The sequence below is a fragment of the Gluconacetobacter diazotrophicus PA1 5 genome (assembly GCF_000021325.1).
Classification (GTDB): Bacteria; Pseudomonadota; Alphaproteobacteria; order Acetobacterales; family Acetobacteraceae; genus Gluconacetobacter; species Gluconacetobacter diazotrophicus.
The window spans coordinates 2,267,474-2,293,056 of sequence record NC_011365.1; the positions used below are offsets into that span (position 1 = coordinate 2,267,474).

Sequence of the window (25,583 nt, forward strand, 5' to 3'; positions counted from 1 at the left end):
TACGCCGCCTTCCGCGCCGGATTCCCTGGCCGCCGCCATGGCGGCGATGCAGCCGCCGCCGGCCATGCCGGCGGACGGGGCGGCCGACCTGTCGGCCGCCGACCTGCCGCCGGTGGTCCTCTTCCTTCCGCTGTCCCCGGTGCCCGCCGGCCCCACGGTCGCGGTGCCCACCGCCGACCAGCAGGACCTGCGGCCGCCTTCGATCGCGCTGGCCGGCCTGTTCGCCGCCATGGGGGCGGCCCATGTCTTCGCCGATGCCAAGACGGCGGCCGACGCCATCCCGGACGAGGCCTCGGACGCGCTGCTGGCGGATTACGAACGGCAGAAGGTCCGTCCCGGATTCGACCTGAAGGATTTCGTGGCGCAGCATTTCGCGATCGCCCCGCGCCGGACCGTTTCCTATCGCCGCCGCCCGAACGAAAGCGTGCGTGACTATATCAGCGGCATGTGGGAGGTCCTCAGCCGTCCGCCCGACACGCTGGTTGCGCATTCGTCGCTGCTGCCGCTGCCCGAAACCTATGTCGTCCCAGGCGGCCGGTTCAGCGAGCTGTATTACTGGGACACCTATTTCACGATGATCGGGCTGTACGAGGACGGCCGGATCGACCTGATGCGCGGCATGGTGCGCGACATCGCCTCGCTGATCGACCGGTACGGGCACATGCCCAACGGCAGCCGCACCTATTACCTCAGCCGGTCCGAACCGCCGTTCTTCGCGCTGATGATCGACCTGCTGGCGATGCATGACGGGCAGGTCGCCTACACGACGTTCCTGCCGGAACTGCAGCGGGAATACGATTACTGGATGGACGGGGCCGATAGCGTGGCCCCCGGCGCCGCCTGGCGGCATGTCGTGCGCCTGCCCGACGGCACGCTGATGAACCGCCACTGGGACGACATGGACACCCCCCGGGACGAAAGCTTCCCGCAGGATATCGCCACCGCCGCCCAGTCGTCGCGTCCGGCGGCCCAGACCTACCGCGACCTGCGCGCCGGGGCGGAAACCGGGTGGGACTATTCCTCGCGCTGGCTGGCCGACGGGCACAGCATGGCCACGATCCACACCACCGACCTGCTGACGATCGAACTCAACTGCCTGATCGCGCACCTGGAACAGACCCTGTCCCACGCCTATGACCTGCGGGGGAACAAGGCGCAGGCCGACCGGTACGCCACGCTGGCCACCGCGCGGATCGATGCCATCCGCCGGGTCCTGTGGGACCCGAAGCGCGGGGCGTTCTTCGATTACGACTGGAAGACGCGCACCCTGTCGCCCGTCCTGTCGGCGGCCACCGCCATGCCGCTGTTCCTGCAGATGGCGACACCCGAGCAGGCCCGCGCGGTGGCCGAGACCATGCGGACGAAGCTGCTGAAAGTCGGCGGCCTGACCGCCACCGACCATGTCAGCGGGCAGCAATGGGATTCGCCGAACGGCTGGGCGCCGGAACAATGGATGGCGATCAAGGGGCTGAACCAGTACGGCCTGGACGACCTGGCGCAGCAGATCGCCTCGCGCTGGATGGAGCGCGTGATCGGCACCTACGAGAAATCGGGCGTGTTGCTGGAAAAATACGACGTGGTGAACCCGTCCATCAGCCCCACCGGCGGCAAGGGCGGCGGCGAATATCCGATGCAGGTCGGGTTCGGCTGGACCAACGGCACGTTGCTGGGCCTGATGAACCGCTATCCGCAGGACACCCGCGTGGTCCTGGACCGCAATCCACGCGCCGAACAGCCCTTCGCCCAGCCCCTGCCGCCGGTCGATGCCTACCGGGTCCAGGGGCCGACGACGGCGCCGGCCCCGGTTCCGCTGCACCCCACGCCGCCGCCGGCCGCCACGGTGCAGGACAAGCCGGTCCCGTCCGGGGCGCCGGTTCCAGCCGTGTCGGGCCCGGCCCCCCCTGCGCCGGCGCCTGTGGCCGCCGGATCAGACGCGGCCGACGCCGCGAAGCCGGTGCAGGGTCACGATGGCGATGGTCAGAAGGACGGCGGCCCAGGTCTGGTGCACGGTTCCGGCCCAGGCGGGAACGACCAGAAGCAGGGTGGTGATGCCCAGCGCGTACTGAATCAGGACCGCCCAGCCCATTAGCATCAGCGCGTCCTGCGCCGGCTTGCCCAGTTGCGGCGTGCGCAGGCCCGCGAACAGGCAGGCCCCGATGGCCAGCGCGGTCACGGTCGCCAGCAGCCGGTGGTCGAACTGGACGGCCGGCACGTTCTCGAACCAGTTCAGCCAGAACGGCGACAGCCGGGCGTAGCCATGGGGAATCAGGCGCCCGTCCATCAGCGGAAAGGTGTTGTAGGAAAAACCCGCGTGGGTCCCGGCGGTAAAGCCGCCAGCGGTGATGGTGATGCCGATCAGGATCGTGGCGCACCACACCAGCCGCTTCGTCCGCACCACCGCCGCCGTGGCGGGGATGAAGGCGGCGCGGGGCGTGCGGACCGACAGCGCGGTCCACAGGATGGCGATATACAGCGCGAAGGCGCAGCCCAGATGCAGGACCAGCCGCACCGGCTCGACCGCCGTGCTGTTCTGGTCGAAGCCCGATGCGACCATGAACCAGCCGATCGCCCCCTGCAGCCCGCCCAGCACGAAATACAGCAGCAGCCGCGCGATCAGTCCCCGCGTCAGCGCGCCGGTCACGGCGAACCAGATCAGCGGCGCCAGCAGCGCCAGGCTCATGACCCGGGCCCAGAACCGATGGGTCCATTCCGCCCAGAAGATCTTCTGGAACCCGGCCAGCCCGAATCCGTCATGCAGGATCTTGTACTGCGGAATGGTCTGGTACAGCGCGAACTGCCGCTCCCATTCCGCGTGGGACAAGGGCGGGATGATGCCGGTGACCGGCCGCCAGTCCATGATCGACAGGCCCGAACCGGTCAGCCGGGTGTATCCGCCCAGCGCGATCTGGCCGATCAGCATGAAGCAGATGACGAACAGCCAGGTCGAGATACGCCTGCGGTCGCGAAGCGCGATGGGCGAGGCATCGTCGCGGCTGCCGGCCGGACGCAGGGACATGTGTGCGGACATGATCGGGATTTAGACCGGCCTTGCGACGGACGGCAAGCGGATGCTAGAGCGGGCCATCCCCCACCAATCGATAAACGAGCCGGTTTCCAATAAGGGTTTCGCCCTTTGGCGGACACCAGGCAGATCGACAAGGACGGCATGACCGACGGCAATCACACCATGGACGCCCGCCCGGCGGCCCTGGCGCGCCCCGCCCTGATGGTGGCCGCGTGCGTCGCCGCCGGGCTGGTGCTGCGTTTCGCCCCCGGGCTGCACGGGGTGATGGCCGATACCGCGCTGCTGCGCGGCGGGGCGTGGGGCCGGGTGGTGTTCCTGCTGGCGGGGTCGGTGATCTGCGCCGTGGGACTGCCGCGCCAGCTTGTCTGCTTTGCCGCCGGGGTGGCGTACGGCCCGCTGGACGGCATCGTGCTGGCCACGCTGGCCACGCTGGCCGGGGCGGTCACCGGCTTTGCCTGGGCGCGCGGGGTCGGGCGGGCCGCGCTGCGGCGGCGGCTGTCGGGGCGGCTGGCCCGGCTGGACGGGTTCGTCTCGGCCCATCCGTTCACCGCGATCCTGACGCTGCGCCTGCTGCCGGTCGGCTCGGCGCTGATGCTGAACCTGCTGGCGGGGGTGTCCGGGGCGGGGCTGCGCCCCTTCCTTCTGGCCACCCTGGCCGGCAGCCTGCCGCAGACGGTCGTCTTCGTGCTGCTGGGCAGCGGGGCGCGGATCGGCCATGGCTGGCAGGTGGCGCTGGCGGCGGTGCTGTTCGCGGGGTCGGCGGCGCTGGGCCTGTGGCTGATGCGCCGCCTGGCGAATGGGGACACCGTGCCCCTCGCCACCGCCACCGACAGAACGTGAAAGTGCCATCTTGCCGCCGGCTTTGCCCGGTCCGATGTCTTCGCGGGACCCGGGCATGCTGTTGCGGGGATGCACCGCGTACGACGAATTGCAGCCTTACTGTAATTATATGATGAAAAAGGACAGGCCGCTGCGATAGTACGGCCTGACGATCTCTAACGGAGTGCCGCCATGGCGTCTTCCGCGACAGCCGCGAGATCCGACGATGCCCCTGTTTCCGCCGTCGCCGCCGGGTCCATGAGCTGGATAGCCATCCTGCTGGGGTTCCTCACGGCCGTGGGGCCGGTATCGACGGATATCTACCTTCCCGCCTTTCCGGCGCTGGAAGCGTCACTGCACGCGCCTGCCGGCTCGGCGGAAATGACGCTGGCCGTCTGGTTCGTCGGGCTGGCGGTCGGGCAGATCACGATGGGCCCGGTGTCGGACCGGTTCGGCCGGCGCATGCCCATGCTGGTGGGCACGCTGGTCTATACCCTGGCCTCGGTCGGCTGCGCCGTGGCGCCCGATATCTGGACGTTTTCCAGCTTCCGCCTGCTGGCGTCGCTGGGGGCGTCGGCCAGCCTGGTGATCCCCAGCGCCTGCGTGCGCGACCTGTCCCACGGGAACGAGGCCGCGCGCCTGATGTCGCGGCTGGTGCTGGTCATGGGTGTGGTGCCGATCCTGGCGCCGACCCTGGGCGGCTTCGTGCTGTCCTTCACCACATGGCGGTCGATCTTCTGGGCGTCGGCGGTCTACGGGCTGATCTGCACGTTCCTGATCGCGCGGGTCCTGCCGGAAACCCTGGCCCCCGACGACCGCAGCGTGATGCCCCCGGTGGCGCTGGCCGGCCGCTACCTGACGCTGGTGCGGGACCGGGGCTTCATCACCAATGCCCTGGTGGCGGGCTTCGGGGCGTTCATGTCGTTCACCTACCTGTCGGCGGCGCCGTCGGTCTTCATCCATCTGTTCGGGTTCTCGCCCGCGCAGTTCGGCATGCTGTTCGGGGTGTTCGCCGTCTGCATGATCGGGGCGTCGCAACTGAACGGCGTGCTGGTCGGGCGGATCGACGCCACGCGCATCCTGGGCATTTCGGTCGGGACCGCCGTGCTGGGAACGGTGGCGATGACGGTGGTGTCGATCGTCATGGCCTTCGCGATGAAGGGGGGCGTCATGCTGCACGGCCTGGCGCTGGTGCCGCTGGTCCTGACGATGATGGTGGCGCTCGGCACCACCGGCATCATCGGGCCGAACGCCACGGTGGGGGCCATGGCCGACCATCCGCGCCTGGCCGGCAGCGCCTCGGCGTTCGTCGGCACGCTGCAATACGTGCTGGGCGCCGTCGCGGGCGCCATCGTGGGCATGCTGCCCGCCACCACCCCGGTGCCGATGTCCGGCGTCATGCTGACGGGCGCCGTCATCATGCTGCTGATGGTGCTGCTGCGGCCCGCCCGCCGGCCGGGCGAGGCCACCGTCCCGGCCGACCTTCCGATGATGCACTGACGCTTGCCTCGGCGCTTGCCTCGACGATTGCCTCCCTGGCGGCGGCAGGTTACAGCAGGGCACGTTTTTCACGGTCCGGACGGCAGGTCCGGCCCGGTTCCTGTCATGGAATGACGAGTTTGGGGTGGATTGGGATTTGGGCACGGACATGACGACCGCCACGATGGACCTGAAGCAGCATATTCGCGGCATCCCGGATTTTCCGAAGCCGGGCATCCTGTTCTACGATATCTCCACCCTGATGCGGAACGCGGATGCGTGGCAGGTGGCGATGGGCCGGCTGACGCACGCTGTCGCCCCGTGGGCACCGGACATGCTGGCGGCGATCGAATCGCGCGGCTTCCTGACCGCCGCCCCGCTGGCCAGCAACCTGGGCTGCGGGCTGGTCATGCTGCGCAAGCCGGGCAAGCTGCCGGGTGAAACCGTGTCCCACACCTATGACCTGGAATATGGCAGCGACACGCTGCACATCCAGGCCGACGCCATCCGCCCCGGCCAGCGCGTGGTGGTGATGGACGACCTGCTGGCCACCGGCGGCACCCTCGCCGCCTCGGTGGCGCTGCTGCGCAAGGTCGGGGCGGATGTCGTCGGCGCGTCGGTCCTGGTGGAACTGCGCGCCCTGGGCGGCCGCCAGCGGCTGGACGTGCCGGTCCAGGCCCTGATCTCCTACGACGACTGACGTCGATATCCCGCCGCCGGCCGGTCGTCCGGCCGCGCGGTGGGATACGTTTTGGTGGCCTCTGCTATTCGGTTCGCTCCCTGTCGGCCGGCGGCGAGGTGATCTAGAAGGAAGAAAGAACCGCGCCAGGCGGGCCGGTCACAGCGTAGGAGCATCGATGCCGGGATGAGAAGCCTCGTGCCGGCGCTGACCTTGGCGTTGACCCATGTAACGACCCTGACCCAGACGCGCCTGCGCGACCTGTGGTCGTGCCTGTGGTCGGGCAAGCCGCGCCGGCAGGACCATCTGCGCTGGCTCTACGCCCCCGACCTGGTGACGTTCGGCTACGCGCTGCGCACCACCATCACCTCGCTGATCGCGCTGGGCATCGCGCTGTGGTGGGAACTGGGCAGCCCGCAATGGGCGGCGCTGACGGTCTGGATGGTCGCCCAGGGCACGCGGGGCAAAAGCGTGGCCAAGGCGCGCTGGCACATGTTCGGCATGGTCGTCGGCACGATCTGCGCCGTGGCGCTGGTGGCGGCGTTCCCGCAGGCGCCGGTGCTGTTCATCGTGGCGCTGGCGGTCGGGATCGGCCTGTTCTGCTTCGTCGGCACGCTGCTGCCCGGCCCGGCGACGATGACCAACTACCGTATCCACGGCATGCGGGCCAGCGGCTTCACCTACGCCATCATCGCCCTGGACGGCATCGCGGACCCCGAGCACATCTTCCAGATCGCCATGGCCCGCGCGACCTATATCGTGCTGGGCATCGTGCTGGAATCCACGGTCTCGTCGCTGTTCCAGTTCCGTCTGGGGGAACGGGCGCGCGACCGGCTGACGCATAATTTCCTGACCGCCATCGACGGCGCGGCGCGGGCGCTGGCGGCGCTGCTGGCCGGTGACGCGCAGGTCCTGTCGAAGGCGCGCGGCCTGTTTTCCACCATCACCTCGCTCAGCGACCAGATCGAGTTCGCCGAGGTCGAGATGGGCCGCCATCACGGGCACGAGGGCGATCACGCCCGCGCGGCGCTGGCACGCGTGGCGGTGCTGCTGTCGCGCGGGCTGGACATGGCGGCGCTGATGCACATGCCCGACTGCGTGCCGGGCGACGCCTTCCACGCGACGGCCGACCGGGTGCGCGCCTTCCTGCTCGACCTCCCCGCCCGGCTCGAGGAACGCGACATCGGCCCGAGCCTGCAGCGGCTGGCCGCCCTGCGCGCCGACTGCCGGCAGGCGGTCGCGGAATCGCTCGGCACGGAAATGGGCAGCGACACGCTTCCGCCCGTCGCGACCGACGACGCCGCGACGCTGCATCACCAGCACCAGCGCATTCTGCATCACGGGCTGGACGCGATGCTGGAGGACCTGGAACAGGCGATCATCCAGTTCGAGGCCAGCCTGCACCCCCTGCCGCACGACCATTTCCACTATCGCATCAAGACCTTCCGCGACTGGCAGCAGGCGGTGGCCAACAGCCTGCGTGCCTCGGTCACGATCTTCGGTGCCGGCGTGATCTGGATCACCACCGGCTGGTCCGACGGGCTGCTGTTCCTGATGTTCGTCTCCATCGTCTGCAGCCTGTTCTCGACCCTGGAAAAACCGGCCCTGGCGACCCAGGCCTTCCTGACCGGGGCGTTCTGGGCGGTCGGCGCGGCGGGCGTGCTGGTGCTGTGGGCCCTGGCGAAGCCCACGACGTACGAAATCATGGCCCTGTGCTTCAGCCTGCCGATGCTGGCGGGCGGGCTGGCCTTCGCCTACCCGACCATCGTCCTGGCGGCGGTCTCGTACAACCTGTTCCTGCCCATCCTCGTCGGGCCGGGAAACCAGTCGCGGCTGGACGAAATCGCGTTCTTCAACACCGCCATGCCTCTGATCCTGGCGCTGTGGTACGCGATGTGGACGTTCCGGCTGGTGCTGCCGTTCGACACCAACGCCATGCGCTGGCAGATGCGCACCGGCATCCTGAAGGGGCTGCGGCTGCTGGCACGTTCGCGCACCCTGCCGACCACGCTCTATGTCGTCGAACGGAACGTGGACCGCTTCGTCCGCCTGCTGACCAATACGGAGGCGACGCCCGAACCGGTGGTCGACGCGTATCTGAAGGGCATATTGTCGGCAATGTCGATCGGGCTGAACGTCATCCGCCTGCGCGCCATCCTGGCCCGCAACGTGCTGCCGGCCTGCTCGCACCAGGTGATCGAGGAAGTGATGGGCCGCATGGCCCAGTTCAGCGGCCGCTATGGCGGCCATTACGGCCGCACCGCCCGGTCGGCGAAACTGGCGATAAACCGCATCGTGGGCGAAGCGGGGCGCGAATCCAACCTGGCGGTGCGCATGGAAATGGACCGCGCCCTGGCCAGCCTGACGGTGATTTCCTACGAACTCGACACCAACCAGATGTTCTTCGACGCCTCCAGCCCCTACCTGGACGCGGTATTCGGCTAGATGGGAAGGCGGGCCGGGTCCTGCCCGGACCCCGGCCCCTCCCCTGGCCGTTCCATCCTACTTGCGCGACGCGACGAAGCGTTCCAGCCAGTGGATGGTGTAATCGCCCTTCTGGAATTCCGGATCGTCCAGGATCTGGCGATGCAGCGGGATGACCGTCTTCACGCCTTCGATGACGAATTCATCCAGCGCGCGGCGCATCCGGGCGATGGCGTCGGCGCGGGTGGGGGCATGGACGATCAGCTTGCCGATCATGCTGTCGTAATAGGGCGGCACGCGATAGCCGGCATACAGCGCGCTGTCGATGCGCACGCCCAGGCCGCCGGGCGGGTGGTACATCGTCACCGTGCCGGGGGTGGGCAGGAAGGTCACCGGGTCCTCGGCGTTGATGCGGCATTCGATGGCATGGCCGCTGAAGCGGATGTCCGACTGGGCGTAGCCCAGCGGCTCGCCCGCCGCGATGCGGATCTGCTCGCGCACCAGGTCGACGTCGCAGACCATCTCGGTCACCGGATGTTCCACCTGCAGGCGGGTGTTCATCTCGATGAAGCAGAACTGTCCGTCCTGGTACAGGAATTCCAGCGTGCCCGCGTTGCGGTATCCCAGCTTGCTCAGCGCCGCGGTCGCGATGGCGCCGATCCCGTCGCGCTGCTCGGCGGTCAGCGCGGGTGATCCGGCCTCTTCCAGCAGCTTCTGGTGCCGCCGCTGCAGCGAACAGTCGCGCTCGCCGAAATGCACGACATTGCCGTGGGTGTCGGCCAGGATCTGCAGCTCGATATGCCGGGGCCGGTCCATGTATTTTTCGAGATAGACCTCGTCATTGCCGAACGCGGCCCGGGCCTCGGTCCGCGCGACGCTCCAGGCTTCCTCGATCTCGTCGGGGGTGCGGGCGACCTTCATGCCGCGCCCGCCGCCGCCGGCCGTCGCCTTGATCAGCACCGGATAGCCGACCTGGGCCGCCACCGCGCGGGCCTCGTCCAGGCTGGCCAGCGCGCCGTCCGACCCGGGCACCAGCGGCACGCCCAGCGCGCGCATGGTGGTCTTGGCGGTGATCTTGTCGCCCATGATCCGGATATGGTGTCCGGTCGGCCCGATGAAGGCCAGGCCGTGGGCCTCGACCGTCTCGGCGAAATCGGCGTTTTCCGACAGGAAGCCGTATCCCGGATGGATCGCGTCGGCGCCGGTGATGGTCGCGGCCGACAGGATGGCGGCGACGTTCAGGTACGAATCCCGCGTCGCCGGCGGCCCGACGCACACGGCTTCGTCGGCCAGGCGCACATGCATGGCGTCGGCGTCGGCGGTGGAATGGATCGCGACCGTGCGGATTCCCAGCTCGCGGCACGCGCGCAGGACCCGCAGGGCGATTTCGCCGCGATTGGCGATGAGGATCTTGGAAAACATTACTCGATGATGGCCAGGGCTTCGCCGAATTCCACCGGATCGCCCGACGCGACCAGCAGCGTCTTCAGCGTGCCCGCGCGGGGGGCCTTGATCTGGTTGAACGTCTTCATCGCCTCGATCAGCATCAGGGTCTGCCCGGCGGTAACGCTCTGCCCCTCGGTCACGAAGGGGGGCGAACCCGGATCGGGCGTCAGGTAGGCGACGCCCACCATCGGGCTGGTCACCGCGCCCGGATGCTTGGCGGGATCGACCGGCATCGCGGCGGTCGGGGCGGCCGCGGTCGCGACGGGGGCGGCCGGTACGGCATGCAGCGCGCCGGCGGCGGCGCGGACCACGCGGATGCGATTGTCCTTCTCCGCGATCTCGATCTCGGTCAGGCCGGTTTCGGTCAGGATTTCTGCCAATGCCCGAATGGCATCCGCGTCCACGAGCAGTCGGCTCATCGATCGTCCTCGTCCAGAATCATGTCTGTCATCGCCTGAAGCGCCAAAGCATAGCCGCGTACTCCCAGGCCGCAGATGACGCCCACGGCGGCACGGGAGCAATAGGTATGGTGGCGGAATTCCTCACGTCGATGAATGTTGGAAATATGGATTTCGACCACCGGCAGATCGACCGCCAGCAGCGCGTCGAGCAGGGCGATGGAGGTGTGGCCGTAGGCGGCCGGATTGATCACGATCCCCCGCGCGCGGTTGCGGCATTCCTGAACCCACGACACCAGTTCGCCCTCGCCGTTGGTCTGGCGGAAGTCGATGGCGACATCCAGGCGCTCGGCGGCCTGGATGCAGATCTGCTCCACGTCGTCCAGGGTCGCGCGACCATAGACTTCGGGCTGGCGCAGTCCGAGCATGTTGAGGTTGGGTCCGTTCAGGACGGCGATCAGGGGGCGCACCATGGTGACAGGCGCCGTAGCACGACCGTCAATCCGTTCCAAGAGAATGATCGTCGGCCCGCCCACCCACCCACGCGTCCGGCGGGGTGTAAGGAGGGGACCGGGGCGGCAGGAACGCCGGGGCACCGGGATAATAATGATGACCCAAAATTGCCACATTCTCCCCCACAGGATTGAATCAGCGGCGAAAGCACCGGCAACATCGCGGCATCGTCCGGTCCTGCGGGGGGACGTGCGGTGAAAAAGCCTTGAGTTCCGGGGAACGGGACTGTTGTATGCCCGTTGTTACTGGCCGATTGGCCCAGCAGGATTGGGGACGCATTGAAACAGGACCGGAATGAGCGACGGATACGATCCGGCAGCCAGGCGCTGATGGCGCTGGCCTGCCTGTTCGCCTTCGCCTCGACCGCCTGTGGCCGCGAAGTGACAGCGGGCGCGGAAACGGTGCCGGCCCCCGCGTCCCCCGATATCTCCTCCGCCGTGGGTGACGACGGCCATCCGCCCACCGCCTGGGCGGCCTCGGTCCGCGCGGCGCTGGCGCGGCGGTCGCAGCACCTGATGCATGTCGGCCGTTCCGCCCTGTCCTGGTCCGAACAGGGGGTGGCCAGCTGGTACGGCCACCTGCGCAGGGTCCGTCCCACCTCGTCGGGCCGTGCGTTCGACCCCCGGGCGCTGACGGCGGCGCATCCCACCCTGCCGATGGGCACGCGCGTGCTGGTCCGCTCGGAGGATACCGGTCGTTCGGTGGTGGTGACGGTGAATGATCGCGGCCCCTTCCTGGGCAGCCGCATCATCGACCTCTCGCCCGCCGCCGCGGCGCGGCTGGGCATGCTGAATGCGGGCACCGCCCATGTCGTGCTGCAGCCCGCCCCGGTCACCGAAGTGGCGCAGGCCGAATCCACGGACACCAGCGCCGACGCAATCGCCGCCGCCGCGCCGGGCGCGCCCCGTCGCGTCGCGCATCACGCCGGGCGCTGACCGACCGGCTTCAGCCTCTTACTCGCCTGGCCTGGGGCGCTGCCCGGCATCGCCCTCGCTCGGGCGCAGTTCCATCTCCGCCTCCAGCCCGGCATTCAGTTCGGCGCCCAGCAGGATGACGTAGGCGGTGACGAAGAACCACATCATCGTCGCGACCACCGCGCCCAGCGGGCCATAGGTGGCGTTGTAGCTGGCGATCGTGCTGACATAGTACGAGAACCCGATGGACGAGACGATCCAGATCAGCGTGGCGGTGCAGGACCCCGGCAGGATGCAGATCCAGTGCACGATCCTGCGATTGGGGCTGAAACGGTAGAGCAGCGAGCACGCGGCCAGCACGAACAGCAGCATCAGCGCCGGGCCGCCCGTCTGCACCAGCAGTTCTACCGACCAGGGCGGCGGGGCCAGGCCCAGCCGCGCCGGGACGAAATCGATCAGGACCGGCAGCGCCACCAGCACGCTCAGCGTCAGGACGGCGCCGCAGATCGCGCACAGGGTCATGCCCAGCGCCATCAGGTGGAACTGCACGAACCCGCGTGTCTCGCGCGTGTCATAGGCGATATTGACGGCCGAGATGATCGACCGCGTCGCCGCCGACGCCGACCACAGCGTGATGGTGGTGGACAGGATCAGGTTCAGCGTCAGCGACGAATGCGGCTCGGCCACCAGGGTATGGATGCGCTCGTCGATCAGGGTGAAGGCCGAGGGCGGCAGCAGATGGCGCAGCACGTCCATCTGCGGCTCGACCGTATCGGGGTCGAACATCAGGCCGTAGATCGAAATCAGGGTGCTGATCGCCGGAAACAGTGACAGGGTGGCATAGAAGGCGCATCCTGCCGCCGCCAGGGTGATCTGGTCGGACGACAGATTGCGCGCCATCCGGCCCAGAACCGGCTTCCACATCTGCCGCAACATGGGCCGCGAGGGAAAGGGGCCCGGGGTGGGGCCGTCACCGGCCGGGGAAACGTGGCTGTTGGCCTGCATGACCCCTACCTAACGAAAAACATGCGCATGGGTCGATTTTTCTGTTGCGCCCAAAGTGGTTTGCCCTCATATGCGCTCTCCACGCAACAACGCACGTGCCACTGGCCCTCTGAGGTTACGCAACGACGTCAAGCGTTCTGGCAATCGGGACCCTTCGCCGGGCCCACTTGGTCGCTGGTCCGTTAGACCGTTTCGCAACTCCCTGTCCGGCATCGATCCGGACGGACGATACAGAAGGGAATTGGGTGCGATGACTCCCAAAATCGCCCGTTTTCTGGCCGAACAGGCCCCTGCTACGCCTTGCCTCGTCGTCGACGTCGATCGCGTCGAGGCCCGTTATCAGTCGCTGCGCGCGGTGCTGCCGCTGGCGCGCATCTATTATGCCGTGAAGGCCAATCCTGCGCCGGCTATCCTGCGCCGGCTGGTGTCCCTCGGCTCGGCGTTCGACGCCGCGTCGTGGGAGGAAATCCGCCTCTGCCTCGCGGCCGGGGCCGCCGGGGCGGACATCTCGTTCGGCAACACGGTCAAGAAGGCATCCGCGATCGCCCAGGCCCACCAGGCCGGGGTGACCATGTTCGCCTTCGACAGCATCGAGGAACTGGAAAAGCTGGCGCGCCACGCCCCCGGTTCGCGCGTCTATTGCCGCCTGATCGTCGAGAACGAGGGCGCGGAATGGCCGCTGTCGCGCAAGTTCGGCACCACGCTGGACAGCGCGCGCGACCTGATGCTGCGCGCCCGCGACATGGGGCTGGACCCGTACGGCCTGTCGTTCCATGTCGGCAGCCAGCAGACCAGCACCGATGCGTACGAGGCCGCGATTGCGCGGGTGGGCATGCTGTTCACCGACCTGGCCGCGGCCGGGCTGAACCTGCGCATGGTCAATCTGGGCGGCGGCTTCCCGATCCGCTACCGCGAGGACGTGCCCGAGATCGACCGGTTCGCGGTGGCGATCAGCCACGCGATGACCGAGCATTTCGGCAATGACCTGCCGGAAATGATCGTCGAGCCCGGGCGCTTCATCGTCGGCGATGCCGGCGTGGTGTCGTCGGAGGTCGTGCTGGTCACGCGGCGCGGGCAGCAGGACGGGCCACGCTGGGTCTATCTGGATATCGGCCGCTTCGGCGGGCTGGCGGAGACCGAGGGCGAATCCATCCGCTACGGCATCCGCACGCCCCATGACGGATCGCCCGCCGGGCGGGTGGCCATCGCCGGCCCGACCTGCGACGGCGCCGACATCATGTATGAAAAGGCGCCCTACGCCCTGCCGCTGGACCTGGCCTGCGGCGACCGGATCGAATTGCTGTCGACCGGGGCCTATGTCTCGACCTACTGCTCGACCAGCTTCAACGGCTTCGCCCCGCTGACCGAACATTATATCTGATGGACGGTGCAGGGGCGTGATGCCCCGCACCCCGATCGGATCATAACGAATCGGTTTCCAAAGGCCGCCGGCCTTTGGCTCCAGATCGCCCCCTACTCGACCGCCGCGCGCAACCCGGCCCCCGCCGCCAGCGGGCACAGCGGCAGCGCCCCGGCCAGGAAGGCACCCAGCAATTCCAGGTCCGGCGTCCAGGACAGGCCGGTCTGCGCCGCGTCCAGCGCCGCCGCGCCGAAGATCAGCGCGGGGGTTGCCAGCGGCAGCACCAGCAGCGGCAGCAGCACGCCGCCGCGCCGTGCGCCCAGCACCACGGATGCCGCCATGCCGCCGATCAGCGACAGCACGATCGTGCCCAGCGCCAGCCCCCCCAGCAGGATCGGCAGGACCGGCAGCGGCAGTCCCAGCATGATGGCCAGCGGCCCCGCCGCGACCAGAAGCGGCAGGCCGGTGGTCAGCCAGTGCGCCACCATCTTGGCCAGCGCGACCAGGGCGGGCGGCAGGCCCGACAGCATCAGCTGGTCCAGCGACCCGTCTTCCAGTTCGGACCCGAACAGGCGGTCCAGCGGCAGCAGGGCGGCCAGCAGGGCGCAGACCCAGACGATGCCCGGCGCCATCCGGCGCAGCAGTTCGGGCGACGGGCCCAGCGCCAGGGGAAACAGCGCCCCCGCCAGGATGAAGAACAGCACGGCACCCAGCGTGTCGGCCCCGTGACGCAGCGCCAGCCGCAGGTCGCGCCCGATGACGGCGGCCAGCAGGGCGGGCATCGACGCGTTCATGCCCAGTGGTCCGCGTGGGAGTGGTCCGCGTGGGAATTGAATCCTGATTCCATCCCAAAATCCAGCGCCGGTTCGGTCGCGCCGGGCAGGATCAGGGTTTTCGCGTCCGGCAGCGGCAGGGGAACATGGGTGGTTGCAATCACGATTCCGCCAGCCTCCCGATGGGTCTGAAACAGCGTCTCCAGCAGGCCGATCGCCATGCTGTCCAGCCCCAGGCTGGGTTCGTCCAGCAGCCATAGCGGCGCCTGCGCCAGCACCACCCGCGCCAGCGCGGCCCGCCGTTTCTGCCCGGCGGACAGCAGGCGGGCGGGCAGGTCGGCCAAACCCGAAAGATCCAGCGCCGCCATGGCCCGATCGGGATCGGACCCGCCCGCCCGCGCGGCCAGGAACAGGTTTTCGCGCAGGGTCAGGCCGGGTTTCAGCGCGTCCTGATGGCCCAGATACGCGATGCGCGCGGCATGGGCCGTCCGGTCCGACAGCGCATCGATCCCTGCCCACAGCACATGGCCGCCTTCCGGTTTGCGCAGCCCTGCCAGCACGCGCAGCAACGTGGACTTTCCAGCCCCGTTCGGCCCCGTCAGCAGAAGCGCGTCACCCGCGTCCAGCCGCAGCCCGACGCCGTCGAGAACCAGCCGTTCCCCGCGGAAAACCGAGATATTTTCGACATCCAGCAGCGGGCTGGCCAAGGCGGGAAAGGCAGGGATGGCGATGCTCCTGGGCTCGTGGTCGGGGGTGGCGGCCCCGGGTCCGCCACGGTGTTTTCCCGCGTTCTTGTTACCGGGGCTGCCTTGTGTCGCAACCGCGTCCGGGTATGTTCTACGACCGTTGGGAGATCAAGCCGGTTGTCCAGAGGGATCACACCGCCAGCGCGGAAGTCGTGCTTCAGTTGGATAATCCGTTGCTGACGCCTCGGAGGAAAAACCAATGAAGTCGGTTGGGCACGATTCAATCAAGACAGGCCGTTCGCTGCATGTGGACGGCAAGACGTACCATTATTTCTCGATTCCTGAAGCGGAGAAGACGATCGGCGACGTCAGTCGTCTTCCGGTCAGCCTGAAGGTGCTGCTGGAAAATATCCTGCGCTTCGAGGATGGACGCTCCTACAGCGTCGACGACGCCCGCGCGATCGCGGCATGGCTGCCCAAGGGCGCCAGCACGAAGGAAGTTCCCTTCAAGCCCGCGCGCATCCTGATGCAGGATTTCACGGGCGTTCCCGCCGTCGTCGACCTGGCGGCGATGCGCGACGGCATCCTGAAGCTGAAGGGCGACCCGCAGAAGGTGAACCCGCTGGTTCCCGTCAACCTGGTCATCGATCACTCGGTGATGGTGGACGTGGCCGGCACGCCGGACGCGCTGCAGAAGAACGTCACGATCGAATTCGAACGCAATGGCGAGCGCTATGCCTTCCTGCGCTGGGGCCAGGAAGCGTTCGAGAACTTCTCGGTCGTGCCGCCGGGCACGGGCATCTGCCACCAGGTGAACCTGGAATACATCGCCCAGGCGGTGTGGACGGCGCATGTCGACGGCAAGGATTATGCCTACCCCGACACCCTGTACGGCACCGACAGCCACACCACGATGGTGAACGGCATGGGCGTGCTGGGCTGGGGCGTCGGCGGGATCGAAGCCGAGGCCGCGATGCTGGGCCAGCCGATCGCGATGCTGATCCCCGATGTCATCGGCTTCAAGCTGGTCGGCAAGCTGCCGGAAGGCGCGACCGCGACCGACCTGGTGCTGACGGTCACGCAGATGCTGCGCAAGAAGGGCGTGGTCGGCAAGTTCGTCGAATTCTTCGGCCCGGCGCTGGATCACCTGCCGGTCGCCGACCGTGCGACGATCGCCAACATGGCCCCGGAATACGGCGCGACCTGCGGCTTCTTCCCGGTGGACGAGCTGACGCTGCATTACCTGCGCCAGACCGGCCGTGACGAACACCGCATCAAGCTGACCGAGGAATACCTGAAGGCCCAGGGCATGTTCCGTACCGCGGAATCGCCCGAGCCGGTGTTCACCGACACGCTGGAACTGGACCTGTCGACCGTCGTGCCGTCGCTGGCCGGCCCGAAGCGCCCGCAGGACCGTGTGCCGCTGACCAGCGCGACCTCGGCGTTCGAGACCGAGCTGACGGGCGGCCTGGGCGTTCCCGCCGCCGACGCGCACAAGAAGGCGAAAGTCGCCGGCACGAACTACGAAATCGGCCACGGCGACGTGGTGATCGCCGCCATCACGTCCTGCACCAACACCTCCAACCCGGCGGTGCTGATCGCGGCCGGCCTGGTGGCGAAGAAGGCGCGGGCCCTGGGCCTGAAGCCGAAGCCGTGGGTGAAGACGTCGCTGGCCCCCGGGTCGCAGGTCGTCACCGACTACCTGAACCGCGCCGGCCTGACGGAAGAGCTGGATGCGATGGGTTTCAACACCGTCGGCTATGGCTGCACGACCTGCATCGGCAATTCCGGCCCGCTGGAAGATCACATCGTCGATGCGATCGAAGGCAACAAGCTGGTGGCCGTGTCGGTCCTGTCGGGCAACCGCAATTTCGAGGGCCGTATTTCCCCGAACGTGCGGGCCAACTACCTGGCCAGCCCGCCGCTGGTGGTCGCGTACTCGCTGCTGGGCACGATGCGCGAGGACATCACCACCGCGCCGCTCGGCACCTCCAAGGACGGCAAGCCGGTCTATCTGAAGGACATCTGGCCGACCAACAAGGAAATCGCCGAACTGATCGGCTCCTCCATCACCCGTGAGGAGTTCATCAAGCGCTACAGCCAGATCAGCAAGGGCACCAAGGAATGGCAGGCCCTGAAGGTCGCGACCGGGTCCGAGACCTACAAGTGGGATCCGAGCTCGACCTACGTGCAGGACCCGCCGTACTTCCAGGAGATCACCCCCGAGCCGAAGCCGAAGGGTGACATCGTGGGGGCCCGCGTGCTGGCACTGCTGGGCGACAACATCACCACCGACCACATCTCGCCGGCCGGTGCGATCAAGGAAAGCTCGCCCGCGGGCGTCTACCTGAAGGAACATCAGGTTTCCAAGGCGGACTTCAACTCCTACGGCTCGCGTCGCGGCAACGACCGGATCATGGTGCGCGGCACCTTCGCGAACATCCGCATCAAGAACGAGATGCTGCCGGGCACCGAAGGGGGCCTGTCCAAGCACTTCCCCGACGGGAAGGAAGGCTCGATCTACGACGTCGCGATGGAATACAAGAAGGAGGGCGTACCCCTGGTCGTCTTCGGCGGCAAGGAATACGGCATGGGCTCGTCGCGCGACTGGGCGGCGAAGGGCACCCTGCTGCTGGGCGTCCGCGCCGTCGTGGCCGAAAGCTTCGAGCGCATCCATCGCTCCAACCTGGTCGGCATGGGCGTCCTGCCCCTGCTGTTCAAGGACGGCGTGACGCGCAAGACGCTGGGCCTGAAGGGTGACGAAAAGATCGACATCCATGGTCTGGACAAGATCACGCCGCGCATGACGCTGACGATGACGATCACCCGCGCCGACGGCTCGAAGGAAGACGTGCCCCTGCTCTGCCGCGTCGATACGCTGGACGAGGTCGAGTATTACCGGCATGGTGGCATCCTGCAGTATGTCTTGCGCGGGATGACCAAAGCTGCCTGAGCCGCTTTTTTCTCTATCTGAAATGTCTGGCGCCGGCCCGGGTTCTCCCGGGCCGGCGTTTTTTGCCGACCCGGTCGTGCGGGCCGAGCGCATCCGCAAGGTCTTCGACGGGCAGGATGTCCTGCGCGGCATTTCGCTCAGCGTGACGCGCGGCGAACTGGTGTCGATCATCGGGCCGTCCGGCTGCGGCAAATCGACCTTCCTGCGCTGCCTCAATTTTCTTGAAATTCCCGATTCCGGTTCGGTCTCGATCGCGGACGTGACCATCGCGCGCACCAGCCCCCGCTGGACCCGCGCGGACGAGGACGCGGCCCATCGCCTGCGGGCGCATGTTGGCATGGTGTTCCAGTCCTTCAACCTGTTTCCCCACCGCACCGTGCTGGACAACGTCATGCTGGCGCCCGTCCGCGTGAAGCACGTGAAGCCCGACATCGCCCGGGCCGATGCCCTGGCCCTGCTGGACAAGGTCGGCCTGGCCGCGATCGCCACCCGTTACCCGGACACGCTCTCGGGCGGCCAGCAGCAGCGCGCCGCCATCGCCCGCGCGCTGGCGATGCGCCCCGACGTGATGCTGTATGACGAACCGACCTCGGCCCTCGATCCCGAACTGGCCGAGGAAGTCCTGTCGGTGATGCGCGCCCTGGACGCGGAAGGCATGACCCAGATCGTGGTGACGCACGACATGCGCTTCGCCCGGGCGGCGTCCGACCGCGTCGTGTTCATGGATGGCGGCGAAATCGTCGAAATCGACGATCCCGACACGCTCTATGTCGCCCCGAAGGATGCGCGCACCCGCCGGTTTCTCAGGTCCATGTTATGAGGCTGTTTGTCGCATTGCTGCTGCTGGCGGCGGTCATGGTGGGACATGCCCATGCCGCGCCGCTGCGCTGGGCGTCGGATGCCGAGGCGAACGTGCCGTTCGTCTTCCACGACCCCGCCGACCAGTCCCGCCTGACCGGTTACGAATACGACATCGCCCAGGCCATCGCCCGCCGTCTCGGCCGTCCGACCCAATTCGTGCAGAACGACTGGGACGGGCTGATTCCCGGCCTGCAGCGCGGGCTGTACGACATGGTCATCGACGGGATCGAGATCACGCCCGAGCATGAACAGGGCGTGCTGTTCAGCCATCCCTATTACGTCACGTCGGAACGCATCACCGTCCGCCGCGACCAGCAGGGGCTCGATACGCTGGCGGCGCTGCGCGGGCATGTCGTCGGCACGCTGAAGGACACCACGGCCGAACGCATGCTGCAGGCCGACCCCACGATTCGCATCCGATCGTACGAGGAAGAAACCAACGCCTACACCGACCTGAAGAACGGCCGGCTGGATGCGGTGCTGCTGGACGGCACCATCGCGCTCTATTACGGCGCGCCCGATCCGGGGCTGAAGCTGGTGGGGGACCCGATCGGCCGGGTGGCCTACGGCGTCGCCTTCGCCCAGGGGAACACCACGCTGCGCGACCAGGTGAATACGGCGCTGGACGGCATGATCCGCGACGGCGAACTGCACCGGATCCTCGCGCGCTGGAACCTGTGGACGCCTGCCATGGCGGACCTGACCATGGATGCGACCACGCCCGATATCGCGCCGGACGCATGGCGGCATTACATGGCGGCCACTGCCCCCGCCACGGGCTGGCGCGCGCGGGTGGACCGGTATGTCAGCTTCCTGCCGCTGCTGCTGCATGGCGCGGTACTGACGCTCGCGGTGTCGGCCTGCGCCATGGTGGTGGCGGTCGGGCTGGGGCTGGCCCTGGCGCTGCTGCGGCGGTATGGGCCGCGCTGGCTGGGGGCGCTGGCGACGCTGTATGTCGAAATCGTGCGCGGCACCCCGCTGCTGATCCAGATCCTGTTCATCTTCTATGCCCTGCCGGGCATCGGGCTGCGCCTGTCGCCCTTCGTGGCCGGCGTCGTGGCCCTGGGCATGAATTACGCGGCCTACGAGGCCGAGAATTACCGCGCCGGCCTGCAATCCGTCGCACGCGGCCAGGTCGAGGCCGCGCTGGCCCTGAACATGACCCACATGCAGGCCCTGCGCTTCGTGGTGGTGCCGCAGGCGGTGCGCATGGTCATCCCGGTGATGACCAACGATTTCATCTCGCTGCTGAAGGACTCGTCGCTGGTCAGCGTGATCACGCTGACCGAACTCAGCCAGACCTATGTGCGGTTGTCCTCGACCTATTACGATTATTTCGGCACCGGCCTGCTGATCGGTACCGCCTACCTGCTGCTGGGCCTGCCCTTCGTGCGCTTGGCCCGCATGGCCGAAGCCCGGTTCCAGGCCGGGCAGCGCCGCCGGGGCCATATTTGAAGCGGCCCCTGATCGCAAAGGGTTGATGCGCTTGATGCGTCAGGCACATGACGGCGCTGTTTTATGCTAGATTGTGCATAAATAGTCCGAGGCATAGAAAGGTGTTCGAACAAATTCCGAGCATCGGTGGCCATGGATCTGCTTTCTGCCCTTCATAGCTTCGTTCGCGTCGCGGCGACGGGGTCGTTTTCCGCTGTTTCGCGCGAAACCGGTGCCAGCCAGCCGACGATTTCGCGGCACATCGCGCTGCTGGAGGCGCATTACGGCGCGACCCTGTTCGCGCGTACCACCCGCAGCCTGATGATGACCGAGGATGGGCGCAGCCTGCTGCCCCACGCCTACGAAGTGCTGGAAATTCTGGAAACCGCCGAAACCGCCCTCGGCCGCCGCCGGGCCTCGGTGTCCGGCCTGGTGCGGCTGGGCGTGACCACCGCGTTCGGCCTCTATACCACCGGCCGGCTGGGGGAATTGCTGGAACAGCACCCCGATCTTTCGGTCGAACTGATCATGCGCGACGGCTTCGGCGACCTGGTCGAGGAAGGGCTGGACCTGGCGGTGCGTGTCGGTGAAATCGCCGAGGGCTCGCTGATCGCGCGGCGGCTGGGCACGGTCAAGCGCATCGCCGTGGCCACGCCGGCCTATCTGGACCGGCGCGGCACGCCGCAGCATCCGCGCGACCTGCTGAACCATCCCTGCATTGCCTATACCTATGGCGGCACGCGTCATGACTGGCATTTCGAAGGCAATGGCGAGGAAAGCGTCGTCGCCGCCAGCGGCCCCTTCCGCGCCAACAGCAGCGAGGCCGTGCTGCAGGCCACGCTGGCCGGCATGGGCATCGGGCTGCTGCCGTCCTTCCAGGTGGACGAAGACGTCGCATCCGGCCGGCTGGTGCGGCTGTTTCCCGACTGGACGGTGCCGGAGCTGCCCTTCTACGCCGTGCATACCGGGCCGCGTACCCTGCCGTTGCGGACGCGGACGGTGCTGGATTTCCTGATCGATATTTCGGATGTGCTGCGGTAGTTCTTTTTCTGAAGAAAAAGAAGACCTTACTCCACCGGCAACACCGACGCCGGGTCCCGGCTGGCCCGCACCAGATCCGGCGACCCCGCCACCAGTTCGCCATGGAAACCGCGCCGCAGCATGCCGGTCCAGCCGTTCATCCAGTCATTGGCTTCGCGGACGAAGCGCTCGGCGGCCGGGCTCTGCGGCAGCGTCTGCTTCAGCCACTGCTCGGGCGGGGCGGGCAGGTTCATCGTGCCCTTGCGCGCGGGGCTGAGCAGGATGGTCACGTTCTCGATATTCGCGCCGCGATCGGCCGAGGCCTCGGCGTAATTCCAGGTCGCGACCAGCATGACATAGGGAATCGGGAAGCCCATGACATGCAGCCGGTTGAACGCGGTCAGGATATCCACACTGTCGCTCAGCGGCTGGCCGGCGATCTGGACGTGGCTGGTGAACCAGCATTCCATGACCTTGGGGTCGGTCGTGATCAGCTTCGACAGATAGTTCCGGTCGTCATGGCAGCCATTGTTCATGGCATCGACGGTCGAAAGCGGCAGGGATTGCGTGCTGCCGCGCGCGATCACCACCCCCGTCACCATCCCGTCTTCCGCGCGCACCAGCACGTTGCTCTGCAATTCGCCATGCGGGCCGCTCGTGGTCGTCAGGACCGGATGCCATACGCCCGCCGGCAGCGGCAGTACGCGGCCGGCGAACGGGATCGCACCCGTCAGGTCGGACGTGATCGGGGGGGCCGCGACCTGCGTGCCGCCCGGCGGCTGGGCCGCGCCCTGGGCCGCCCCTTGGGGCGGCCCGCCGTCGGCCTGCTGCGCGGGGGGCGCCCCCGCGTCGGGGGCGGCACCGTTGTCGGCCTGGGCGGCGGGGGCATCGCGTCCCAGCGTCCGGTTGATCCGGTCGATGACCGGATGCAGCGCCGGAATCGCCCGCATCAGATAGGGCGGGGGATACAGCAGGGCCAGCACCACGAAGATCGGGATACCGAAGACGCAGCTCCGCCACAGCGGCGCGCGATTCCAGAGGCGGGAGGCAGCGGACATTCAGACGGACCGTGACGAAGGGATGGAGCGGATCAGCGCAGCACGCGTGCCCGCTGCGCGTCGGCGTCGTTCGCGATTTCCGCGGTGACGCCGTTCTCGCCCGATACGACGCGGACCAGCTTGGCCCCCTGCTGCCGCGCGGAAATCAGCGAATCGCTCATCATGTCCTCGATCGAACGGACCAGGTCGCGGGCGCTGGCCGAGGCCCCCATGCGATCCTGCCGCCGCATGACCTCGAACAGCAGCGACGCATCGATGCCGCCGGTTTCCACCCTCAACCCGTAACTCTCGATCATCGCCTCGATTTCCAGCGCGGCGACGCGGGCGACATCCAGCCCGGTCAGCGCACGGAAGACGAAGATCCGGTCCAGCCGGTTCAGCACCTCGGGCGCGAATCCGGCCTGGCGCAGGGCCTCGACCGATTCGGCGCGCATGCGGTCGGGTTCGTCGGCCAGGCGGTCGGCGATTTCCGACAGGGCATCGGTCGCGATGTTGGACGTCAGGACGAAGATCGCGCGGACGGTCGAAACCTGCTGGCCGGTCGAGGCCTCGGTGACATGCCCGTCGTTCCACGCGGTCAGGAACTTCTTGAAGACGTCGGGATGCGCTTTCTCGATCTCGTCCAGCAGCACGACGGCGTCGGGCTTTTCCTTCAGCCCGCCGGTCAGCTTGCCGAACGTGTCGGACCCGACATAGCCCTTGGGCGATCCGAACAACTGGGTCGCGGCGTGGGGCGAGCTCATCTGCGTCATGTCGAAATGCAGCAGCGGCCGGTCCAGTTGCCGGGCCATCTGCTTGGCCAGATAGGTCTTGCCGGTGCCCGGCGGCCCGGCCAGCAGGAAGATGCCCACCGGCTTGCCGCGCACCTGCAGCGCCATGCGGCGGCGCAACTGGGCGGCGATATCCTCGCACACCTGATCCTGCCCGATCACCCGGGCCCGCAGGCTCGCCGCCAGTTCCTCGGCGTCGATGACCGTTTCCTTCTGCTCGCGCGCCATCATTTCTTCCAGCGCGGTGCGGTTGGTCAGCCTGGCCAGTACATCCATCATCCACCCCCGTCGGCGTCGCAGCCCCTTGCGCGCCAGCCGTTCGGCGCGGGTCTCGAACATCAGACCCGCCAGGACCAGCAGGCTGCTCCCGGCCGTCAGCACGGGAAAGGCCGGCGCACACCATTCCATGAAATGTGTCAGACTGGCGAGAGAAAGATGCAGCGACGCCGCCGCCTGCAAGCTCGCCAGGATCAGGAAAATGACCATCATCACCGGCATCAGCCGGTTCAGGGCGGGCAGAAGAGCCTTCATTGGACGATCACATCCAGAACAAGCATCTCGTCCCGATGGATAATGGGCAGCGGCGTCGGCCCCAGGACGGTGATGGCCCCGGGCGCCAGCCCGGCGACGCCGGGATCGGAGACGGGGACGATATCGACTTCGCCGGAAATGCGGATGGGCAGCAGGACGGTGCGCGGCTGCGCGGTCAGCGGCACGGTCTGCGTGATGCCGCCCGAGCTGAGGGTGACGACCCCGCCGGTCCCGCCCTGGTCGTAGATCGGCATGCGCACCAGCCGGTATTCGCGCTTGCGGATGCCGGCCAGGATGCGCGCCTGCTGGTCGGGCGTCAGCCCCGACTGCTGCAGCGCGCGCGGCGCATTGTCGGGCGAGATCATGGCGAATTGCTGCGTGCTGTTCAGCACATGGGCGCTTCCGGCGGCGCCTGCCGCGCCATCGGCGCTGATCGCGGGGGCGGGGGCCGGCTGGGCCTGTTCATGGGCCATGCGGGCGCTGAAGCCGGCAATGACGATCACGCCGGCCGCCAGTCCGTACCACAGCGGCCGGGCCTTGCCGGGGCCGGCTTCGTCGGGGGTTGCGCGGGGCTCGGGATCGGGCGTCGGCCTCATTCCGGCATCATGCGTTTGGCCCGTGCCACGGTGCAAGTATCGAAACGGCGATGTGATTGTAATGTAATGTACCGCGCCGCCACGCCGCCCGCGCGCCCGGCGGGGGGATGTACGGGCACCTTGCGAAACCTTCCGTTGTGTCCTATATCGACCTCATTCCTTCATCTTCCGCTTTTTTGGGGGGTGGCCTGACCGGCCGCCTTTTTTGTTTTGGACGCAGACCTTCCCTACCTGACCGGCCTGGACGCCAAGGTGGCCGCCATCGTGGCGCCCGTCCTGGCCGACATGGGATTCGAACTGGTCCGGGTGGCGATCCTGGGCCGGGAAAGCCCGACCGTGCAGATCATGGCCGACCGTGCCGACGGCACGCTGATCGCGATCGAGGATTGCGAGCAGATCAGCCACGCGGTGGGCGCGGTGCTGGATGTCGAGGACCCGCTGCCCGGCGCCTGGACGCTCGAGGTCTCGTCGGCGGGAATCGACCGTCCCCTGACGCGGGCGAAGGACTGGACGCGCTTCGCGGGCCACCTGGCGAAGGCCGAGGTGAATATCCCGATCGACGGCCGCAAGCGGTTTTCCGGCATCCTGCTGGGGGCCGAGGACGGGTTCGGGCGCCTGCGCCTGGAAGACGGGACCGAGGTGGCGCTGCCGCTGTCGGACATGCGCCGCGCGCGGCTGGTCCTGACCGATGAATTGATCGCGGCCAGTGCCCATATGATGCGCGCGCCCGGTGGGGCCCCGGAAGAGGGCGAGGAAGATACTACGGAAGCGGCCCCCGAAGGGGCCGGAAAATCCCCGAAGCCCGGCCGGCGGCCGGCGCGCAAGACTCACTGAGACGT

Annotated in this window: 20 protein-coding genes and 2 pseudogenes; 12 read left to right on the forward strand and 10 right to left on the reverse strand. The window is 67.9% G+C overall.

Features of this window, described 5'->3' with window-relative positions:
* Positions 1–37: 37 nt before the first annotated feature.
* A pseudogene (gene treF, locus GDIA_RS10310) lies at positions 38–1,786 on the forward strand (alpha,alpha-trehalase TreF); the annotation flags it as partial.
* A 141-nt stretch (positions 1,787–1,927) separates the two neighbouring features.
* Here the strand turns inward: treF and GDIA_RS18615 are convergent.
* Entirely contained in the window at positions 1,928–3,016 is a 1,089-nt protein-coding gene (locus GDIA_RS18615; RefSeq protein ID WP_012554107.1) for a COX15/CtaA family protein, read from the reverse strand.
* A 117-nt stretch (positions 3,017–3,133) separates the two neighbouring features.
* Here GDIA_RS18615 and GDIA_RS10320 point away from each other — a divergent pair, with 117 nt between their 5' ends.
* From GDIA_RS10320 to GDIA_RS10335, 4 genes are all read left to right on the forward strand, one after another.
* Entirely contained in the window at positions 3,134–3,865 is a 732-nt protein-coding gene (locus GDIA_RS10320) for a TVP38/TMEM64 family protein (protein ID WP_012554108.1), read from the forward strand.
* A gap of 171 nt (positions 3,866–4,036) precedes the next feature.
* Positions 4,037–5,344, forward strand: coding sequence for a multidrug effflux MFS transporter (locus GDIA_RS10325; RefSeq protein WP_012554109.1), 1,308 nt, complete (start codon positions 4,037–4,039; stop codon positions 5,342–5,344).
* Positions 5,345–5,492: 148 nt separating this feature from the next.
* Positions 5,493–6,023 (forward strand): adenine phosphoribosyltransferase, encoded by a 531-nt coding sequence (locus tag GDIA_RS10330; protein WP_012224590.1) that lies wholly within the window; start codon positions 5,493–5,495, stop codon positions 6,021–6,023.
* Between the two features lie 177 nt (positions 6,024–6,200).
* Entirely contained in the window at positions 6,201–8,447 is a 2,247-nt protein-coding gene (locus GDIA_RS10335; RefSeq protein ID WP_043458881.1) for an FUSC family protein, read from the forward strand.
* 57 nt (positions 8,448–8,504) lie between these two features.
* On the opposite strand, the gene accC is transcribed toward GDIA_RS10335, so the two are convergent.
* The 3 genes from accC to aroQ are packed head-to-tail and all read right to left on the reverse strand — an operon-like array spanning position 8,505 to position 10,743.
* Positions 8,505–9,848, reverse strand: coding sequence for an acetyl-CoA carboxylase biotin carboxylase subunit (gene accC, locus GDIA_RS10340; RefSeq protein ID WP_012554112.1), 1,344 nt, complete (start codon positions 9,846–9,848; stop codon positions 8,505–8,507).
* The gene (locus GDIA_RS10345) at positions 9,848–10,291 is read right to left on the reverse strand and encodes an acetyl-CoA carboxylase biotin carboxyl carrier protein (protein WP_012554113.1); all 444 of its coding nucleotides are present in this window, start codon (positions 10,289–10,291) and stop codon (positions 9,848–9,850) included. Before GDIA_RS10345 ends, accC begins: the two co-directional genes overlap by 1 nt.
* Positions 10,288–10,743, reverse strand: a complete 456-nt coding sequence (gene aroQ / locus GDIA_RS10350; RefSeq protein ID WP_012554114.1) for a type II 3-dehydroquinate dehydratase — start codon at positions 10,741–10,743, stop codon at positions 10,288–10,290. The genes GDIA_RS10345 and aroQ overlap by 4 nt, the downstream gene beginning before the upstream one ends.
* Before the next feature lie 318 nt (positions 10,744–11,061).
* Here aroQ and GDIA_RS10355 point away from each other — a divergent pair, with 318 nt between their 5' ends.
* The gene (locus tag GDIA_RS10355) at positions 11,062–11,718 is read left to right on the forward strand and encodes a septal ring lytic transglycosylase RlpA family protein (protein ID WP_390614167.1); all 657 of its coding nucleotides are present in this window, start codon (positions 11,062–11,064) and stop codon (positions 11,716–11,718) included.
* An 18-nt stretch (positions 11,719–11,736) separates the two neighbouring features.
* Here the strand turns inward: GDIA_RS10355 and GDIA_RS10360 are convergent, their stop codons facing one another.
* Positions 11,737–12,702 carry a YihY/virulence factor BrkB family protein gene (locus tag GDIA_RS10360; protein ID WP_012554116.1) on the reverse strand — a complete coding sequence of 322 codons (966 nt, stop codon included), beginning with the start codon at positions 12,700–12,702 and terminating at the stop codon, positions 11,737–11,739.
* A 250-nt stretch (positions 12,703–12,952) separates the two neighbouring features.
* Between GDIA_RS10360 and GDIA_RS10365 the strand changes: the two genes are divergently transcribed.
* Positions 12,953–14,083 carry a type III PLP-dependent enzyme gene (locus tag GDIA_RS10365; RefSeq protein ID WP_012554117.1) on the forward strand — a complete coding sequence of 377 codons (1,131 nt, stop codon included), beginning with the start codon at positions 12,953–12,955 and terminating at the stop codon, positions 14,081–14,083.
* Between the two features lie 92 nt (positions 14,084–14,175).
* Here the strand turns inward: GDIA_RS10365 and ccmB are convergent, their stop codons facing one another.
* Both ccmB and ccmA read right to left on the reverse strand, forming a co-directional pair.
* Positions 14,176–14,856, reverse strand: coding sequence for a heme exporter protein CcmB (ccmB, locus tag GDIA_RS10370; RefSeq protein WP_012554118.1), 681 nt, complete (start codon positions 14,854–14,856; stop codon positions 14,176–14,178).
* Positions 14,853–15,491: pseudogene (gene ccmA / locus GDIA_RS10375) on the reverse strand (heme ABC exporter ATP-binding protein CcmA); the annotation flags it as partial. The gene ccmB and the pseudogene ccmA, both read right to left, overlap by 4 nt.
* Positions 15,492–15,780: 289 nt before the next feature.
* Here ccmA and acnA point away from each other — a divergent pair.
* From acnA to GDIA_RS10395, 4 genes are all read left to right on the forward strand, one after another.
* Positions 15,781–18,474 (forward strand): aconitate hydratase AcnA, encoded by a 2,694-nt coding sequence (acnA, locus tag GDIA_RS10380; protein ID WP_012554120.1) that lies wholly within the window; start codon positions 15,781–15,783, stop codon positions 18,472–18,474.
* A 22-nt stretch (positions 18,475–18,496) separates the two neighbouring features.
* Positions 18,497–19,294, forward strand: a complete 798-nt coding sequence (locus GDIA_RS10385; RefSeq protein ID WP_012224602.1) for an amino acid ABC transporter ATP-binding protein — start codon at positions 18,497–18,499, stop codon at positions 19,292–19,294.
* Positions 19,291–20,790: an ABC transporter substrate-binding protein/permease gene (locus tag GDIA_RS10390; RefSeq protein WP_012554121.1), complete on the forward strand. Its 1,500-nt coding sequence runs from the start codon at positions 19,291–19,293 to the stop codon at positions 20,788–20,790. Before GDIA_RS10385 ends, GDIA_RS10390 begins: the two co-directional genes overlap by 4 nt.
* A 132-nt stretch (positions 20,791–20,922) precedes the next feature.
* On the forward strand, positions 20,923–21,810 hold the full coding sequence (locus tag GDIA_RS10395; RefSeq protein ID WP_012224604.1) for a LysR family transcriptional regulator: 888 nt from the start codon (positions 20,923–20,925) through the stop codon (positions 21,808–21,810).
* Positions 21,811–21,836: 26 nt separating this feature from the next.
* On the opposite strand, the gene GDIA_RS10400 is transcribed toward GDIA_RS10395, so the two are convergent.
* The 3 genes from GDIA_RS10400 to GDIA_RS10410 are packed head-to-tail and all read right to left on the reverse strand — an operon-like array spanning position 21,837 to position 24,744.
* Complete coding sequence (locus GDIA_RS10400; RefSeq protein WP_012554122.1) at positions 21,837–22,847, reverse strand: hypothetical protein; 1,011 nt, start codon at positions 22,845–22,847, stop codon at positions 21,837–21,839.
* A 32-nt stretch (positions 22,848–22,879) separates the two neighbouring features.
* Positions 22,880–24,148 (reverse strand): AAA family ATPase, encoded by a 1,269-nt coding sequence (locus tag GDIA_RS10405; RefSeq protein WP_012224606.1) that lies wholly within the window; start codon positions 24,146–24,148, stop codon positions 22,880–22,882.
* A complete protein-coding gene (locus GDIA_RS10410; RefSeq protein WP_012554123.1) occupies positions 24,145–24,744 on the reverse strand; it encodes a hypothetical protein in 600 nt (199 codons plus the stop codon). The genes GDIA_RS10405 and GDIA_RS10410 overlap by 4 nt, the downstream gene beginning before the upstream one ends.
* Positions 24,745–24,954: 210 nt before the next feature.
* Here GDIA_RS10410 and rimP point away from each other — a divergent pair, with 210 nt between their 5' ends.
* Positions 24,955–25,578 (forward strand): ribosome maturation factor RimP, encoded by a 624-nt coding sequence (gene rimP / locus GDIA_RS10415; RefSeq protein WP_012554124.1) that lies wholly within the window; start codon positions 24,955–24,957, stop codon positions 25,576–25,578.
* The last annotated feature ends 5 nt before the right edge of the window (positions 25,579–25,583 follow it).

Excerpts from the sequence above, each read along its gene's own strand:
- GDIA_RS10325 (WP_012554109.1), top strand. The coding sequence starts at position 4,037 with ATGGCGTCTTCCGCGACAGCCGCGAGATCCGACGATGCCCCTGTTTCC.
- aroQ (WP_012554114.1), bottom strand. The coding sequence starts at position 10,743 with ATGGTGCGCCCCCTGATCGCCGTCCTGAACGGACCCAACCTCAACATG.
- GDIA_RS18615 (WP_012554107.1), bottom strand. The coding sequence starts at position 3,016 with ATGTCCCTGCGTCCGGCCGGCAGCCGCGACGATGCCTCGCCCATCGCG.
- ccmB (WP_012554118.1), bottom strand. The coding sequence starts at position 14,856 with ATGAACGCGTCGATGCCCGCCCTGCTGGCCGCCGTCATCGGGCGCGAC.
- acnA (WP_012554120.1), top strand. The coding sequence starts at position 15,781 with ATGAAGTCGGTTGGGCACGATTCAATCAAGACAGGCCGTTCGCTGCAT.
- GDIA_RS10365 (WP_012554117.1), top strand. The coding sequence starts at position 12,953 with ATGACTCCCAAAATCGCCCGTTTTCTGGCCGAACAGGCCCCTGCTACG.
- GDIA_RS10385 (WP_012224602.1), top strand. The coding sequence starts at position 18,497 with ATGTCTGGCGCCGGCCCGGGTTCTCCCGGGCCGGCGTTTTTTGCCGAC.
- accC (WP_012554112.1), bottom strand. The coding sequence starts at position 9,848 with ATGTTTTCCAAGATCCTCATCGCCAATCGCGGCGAAATCGCCCTGCGG.
- GDIA_RS10330 (WP_012224590.1), top strand. The coding sequence starts at position 5,493 with ATGACGACCGCCACGATGGACCTGAAGCAGCATATTCGCGGCATCCCG.
- GDIA_RS10405 (WP_012224606.1), bottom strand. The coding sequence starts at position 24,148 with ATGAAGGCTCTTCTGCCCGCCCTGAACCGGCTGATGCCGGTGATGATG.
- GDIA_RS10390 (WP_012554121.1), top strand. The coding sequence starts at position 19,291 with ATGAGGCTGTTTGTCGCATTGCTGCTGCTGGCGGCGGTCATGGTGGGA.
- GDIA_RS10345 (WP_012554113.1), bottom strand. The coding sequence starts at position 10,291 with ATGAGCCGACTGCTCGTGGACGCGGATGCCATTCGGGCATTGGCAGAA.
- GDIA_RS10410 (WP_012554123.1), bottom strand. The coding sequence starts at position 24,744 with ATGAGGCCGACGCCCGATCCCGAGCCCCGCGCAACCCCCGACGAAGCC.
- GDIA_RS10400 (WP_012554122.1), bottom strand. The coding sequence starts at position 22,847 with ATGTCCGCTGCCTCCCGCCTCTGGAATCGCGCGCCGCTGTGGCGGAGC.
- GDIA_RS10360 (WP_012554116.1), bottom strand. The coding sequence starts at position 12,702 with ATGCAGGCCAACAGCCACGTTTCCCCGGCCGGTGACGGCCCCACCCCG.
- GDIA_RS10395 (WP_012224604.1), top strand. The coding sequence starts at position 20,923 with ATGGATCTGCTTTCTGCCCTTCATAGCTTCGTTCGCGTCGCGGCGACG.